Below are 4,023 nucleotides of genomic sequence, written 5' to 3'. Positions count from 1 at the left end.
GTTGTATATGGTTTGTTGCGTGTTTCAAGCAACTAATTTAGTAAATAATTACCGACCAAGAAAGTCCGCGAGGACTTTCGTAAGTAGGCGAGAAGCCAGCAATAAATTATATACGGTGTTGTGCAACGTATTTTATTTTCCTATTTGTTTCTTCTTTTTGCCATTTGCTTTCTTATAAATTTCACCCAAAAATTCCAATTACTTGATTTTTGGTTTCCAGAAAAATTATTCTCAAGTTTGTCAAATCCGTCTTCAATCAAAGCGTTATGTAATGAGTGTATTGCAAAAGACCAAATTAAGATACCTTTTCCTTCAGTATTCATATCAATCGTGTGCTTGATTTCGGTTTTCTGTTTATCCAATTCCTTTATTTCGAACTTATGAATTCCATTAAATCCTTTTGGTTTCGAAAATCTAAATTGAATTATTTCGTTCGGGATATATTTTTCTACTGAGTATCTTATTGGCCCGTGTCCACCTTTTGCTCCAACTTTAATTCCGTCTTTGAATTTCATTTCAGGCCATTTCTCTTTTGGCCAAATTCGGTCGTTTTCAGTTGATAATGTTTTTAATAATTCCGTTACTTTACTTTTCGGTTGATTTAATGTTCGTTTATGGATATTAAGTATTTTCAAATTGTTCTAATTTTTAATGTAGATACGGATTTTTCTATATGTTGCACAACGTTTATGTATAAGGTTAGGTGCGTGGTTAAGCAACTAAATTAGTAAATAAATACTAGCTAGAAAATCCGAAGGGATTTTCGTAAACAAGCTAAAACTAGCACTTAATTTTATACGGTGTTGGCAGTAGTTTTTTAATATGTTCTAATTATTTCGTTCATCTCTTTGCACCAATCTATTATTTCTCCTTTGTCATTAAATTCAATATGATAGGTTACATAAATATTCTCGTGTGTTTCGTGAATATTGACAAAAATTCGGTCAGTTCCATTTTTTTCTTTGTGTGGTGCAGTTATGTTTAATCTTGGATAATTTCCTTTTCCACGTTTTTTGATTTTAAATTTCTTTTTGTCTAAATCAGAGAAATCAAGTTCAAACCTTTCGGAATCAATTTTTCTTTGGCTCTCAACATATGATTCTAAAGGTTTAAATTGCTCATTGTTTTTCCATTTAACTCCTAAACAATTAGGATTTGAAAACACAAAATAGTCAGGTTGAAAATCAAATACGTATGGATAAATTCTTACTTTCTTTTTAGTAGGAAAAGAATCGATAAGTTTTGATTGATATAAGTCAAACGCAATTTGCTCATAAAAAGGGAATTCAGTTTGTGAAATTCCAATTCCGCATTTGAGTAAGAAAATCAGAAGTATTGCTTTTTTCAAAATCAGTTATTTATAATTCAATTCCAATTTAATTCAGTTTACTTTTTAATAAAAGACTAAATGAGTGAAACGTTACTTTCAATTAGTTAACGGGTTTCTCAAATTACTGCCAACGTTTTGGTATAAAAATAGTTGCGTTTTAAGTGCGCGAGGAATTTCGGAACGAAATTCAGAAGCAAACTTAAAAAAGCAACTGCCTTTGGTAAAGCACTAATTTAGCAATTTTTTTTATATTGTGTTAGCTTCTGTTGCGAAACATTTGAGTAAACACGTTTTGATTCTGTTTTCAACTTTTCAGCATTTGAGTGATTTTCCACATTCTAACGTTAAAACACTTTTTCTGAAAAAAAAATCGCGAAAAAATTCCGCATTTTTGGTTTTTCGTTTGAGTAAATTCCAACGTTTTGTTTTCGCAAAGATTTTCAATTCCGTTTCAATTTTCGTTCGAGTAAAAATTCCGAAAACTTACTTAATTCAGAATTTTAAAAATCTTACTAAATTCCGCAATTTTGAAAATTCTGACGAGCGAGAGAGTGTTCCGCAATTTTCATTTTTGTGAACTTAAAAAACAGAAAAATTCAATGTTTTAAGAGCTTTAATTCAGCGTTTGGAAATTTCTGAGCAATTGAAGCTAACGGTTTGGTATATGGTTTGTTGCGTGGTTTAAGCAACTAATTTAGTAAATAATTACCAACCAAGAAAGTCCGCGAGGACTTTCGTAAGTAGGCAAGAAGCCAGCAATAAATTATATACGGTGTTGGCATTTCGTTGTTTTTTCATTCCTACTTATTCTTATGCGACTAAATTCCCTTTTTATTTTTTCGAGCGTTTGAGTAAATTCAGTCAGCGATTTATTTCGTAAGCTTTTTCAATTCCGATTGAGTGAGCAATTCCACAACTTGCTAAATTCCGCATAAAGTTCAGTTTTGGTTTTCAATTCGGTTTTCGATTGCGTAAATAAGCCAAAATTCAATTCACTTCTTTATTAAGGTTTACCATTCTTTAAAGGCATTTTTACTCTTTTCTTAATTAAAATTCCGCCAGCTCCAATAATTAATAAACCAACATATATAAATTTATCATCCATTTGACTGGTAACAAAAATTCCAGCAACAAATACCATAATTAAAATAAAAACCATTTCAAGCCAATCTAATCTAAATCCAATTTTGTATTTCATAAGTAATATTTCTTTGTTTTGAGTTCGTTTCGCCAATGAATGCCAACGTTTATGTATATGGTTTGTTGCGTGTTTCAAGTAACTAATTTAGTAAATAATTACCGACCAAGAAAGTCCGCGAGGACTTTCGTAAGTAAGCGAGAAGCCAGCAATAAATTATATACGGTGTTAGGGCAAGTTTTTTATTTTTTATGGAACAAATAATCTAATTCAATTTCAATTCGTGGTTTTTCAAATCGTTTGTCAGTTAATGGTGAAAACAGAATTTTAAAAGGTAATCTCAAATCCTTAAAAGTCTTGAAATATGCAATATAATTTTCCCTTTCAACATAATCTCCTTTGTCAATTGATGAACCGTGAATTAGAAGAGTTGCTTTAATATTCTCAATTTCTCCTTCTGAATTTTTTAAAACGACAATATTTTCTAAATACTTTTCAATTGGCTCATTATTTGAAAGTTCAACTTTATATTTTGAGTTCAAACTATCCTTTTCGATTAAAATTACTTTGTCTGAAGATTTGAAAAAAGGCAAGGAAACTACATCTCCAATTCTGTTCATTTTTCCAATATAGGATTTGATATCCTCATCTGTATTTAATCTCGGATATTCATTTCGAATCTCTCCATTTAGGTCATAAGTTCTTACGTATGTTTTTTTAATTCTTTCGATTTTAAAATACTGGTCAATTTTTTCTTGATAATCGAAAAATGAGTTTTTAAATTCTTCTGTGTTATTTGCTATCCATTCAGTTTCTATTTCTCCAAATAAGTCAAAACCTATTAAAGTCATTACATTATTCTGGATTGTGGAATAAGGAATTTTTAATCTAAATCTACCAAAGAGGTTTTTGCCTAATTTTCCATCGTTATCTTTCAGTAGTTCCATATTCTCGAATAGTGTTCCATAAAAACTGAACTTATCGATTGTTTTATCAATCATTTTTGAATAGTCTGATAACCTATAAAAATTAGTGTTCTTTTTATGATTTACTATATCTAATAAATAGACATTATTTCTCGTTAAATCTTTTGGGTAAATGTCTTTCGATGGATTTCCTCTTAAAATATAATGTTTAACAATTTTCTTTTTTTGAATTAATTGAAAATCATAAATGACATTGTTAAGTAAATATTTATTCCAAATTTCTCCTTGTTTTAGAGAGTCAAGGTTTTTGAATTCAGGATTTTCTGAAACTAAATTTTCGTAAGGGTCAAAAAATATAACTTTAAGTTCATAATTCTCAAACTTAAGTTTTTCAATTGTTTTAGATTTCTGCGCAAATGAAGTATTTAGTCCGAATATTAAGAAGGTAATTAAAAGGACAAATTTTTCTTTCATAGTTCAATTTTGGATTTTTTGGCAAATTTGCCCTAACGTTTTGGTATAAAAATTTTTGCGATTTAAAAATGCGGCAAATTTTCCACCGGAAAATTAGAAGTATTTTTAAAAAAGCAAAAAGCTTTGATAAGGCATAAATTTAAGCAATTTTTTTT

At 29.3% G+C, this 4,023-nt stretch carries 4 protein-coding genes; all 4 read right to left on the bottom strand.

All coding sequences use genetic code 11. The annotated features are described in order from the left end of the window. Positions 1-140: 140 nt before the first annotated feature. Positions 141-635 (bottom strand): hypothetical protein, encoded by a 495-nt coding sequence (locus SHK09_RS15280; protein WP_319811659.1) that lies wholly within the window; start codon positions 633-635, stop codon positions 141-143. A gap of 182 nt (positions 636-817) precedes the next feature. Further along, positions 818-1,348, bottom strand: coding sequence for a hypothetical protein (locus SHK09_RS15275; protein WP_319811658.1), 531 nt, complete (start codon positions 1,346-1,348; stop codon positions 818-820). Positions 1,349-2,333: 985 nt separating this feature from the next. Then, the gene (locus SHK09_RS15270) at positions 2,334-2,528 is read right to left on the bottom strand and encodes a hypothetical protein (RefSeq protein WP_319811657.1); all 195 of its coding nucleotides are present in this window, start codon (positions 2,526-2,528) and stop codon (positions 2,334-2,336) included. Positions 2,529-2,710: 182 nt separating this feature from the next. Next, positions 2,711-3,868 carry a hypothetical protein gene (locus SHK09_RS15265; RefSeq protein ID WP_319811656.1) on the bottom strand — a complete coding sequence of 386 codons (1,158 nt, stop codon included), beginning with the start codon at positions 3,866-3,868 and terminating at the stop codon, positions 2,711-2,713. Positions 3,869-4,023: the final 155 nt, after the last annotated feature.

This window comes from Polaribacter sp. PL03 (genome assembly GCF_033875165.1).
Taxonomy (GTDB): Bacteria; Bacteroidota; Bacteroidia; order Flavobacteriales; family Flavobacteriaceae; genus Polaribacter.
The sequence above is the reverse complement of the archived record's forward strand: the minus strand, read 5'-3'. Positions and strand labels throughout refer to the sequence as shown.

Excerpts from the sequence above, each read along its gene's own strand:
- SHK09_RS15270 (WP_319811657.1), bottom strand. The coding sequence starts at position 2,528 with ATGAAATACAAAATTGGATTTAGATTAGATTGGCTTGAAATGGTTTTT.
- SHK09_RS15265 (WP_319811656.1), bottom strand. The coding sequence starts at position 3,868 with ATGAAAGAAAAATTTGTCCTTTTAATTACCTTCTTAATATTCGGACTA.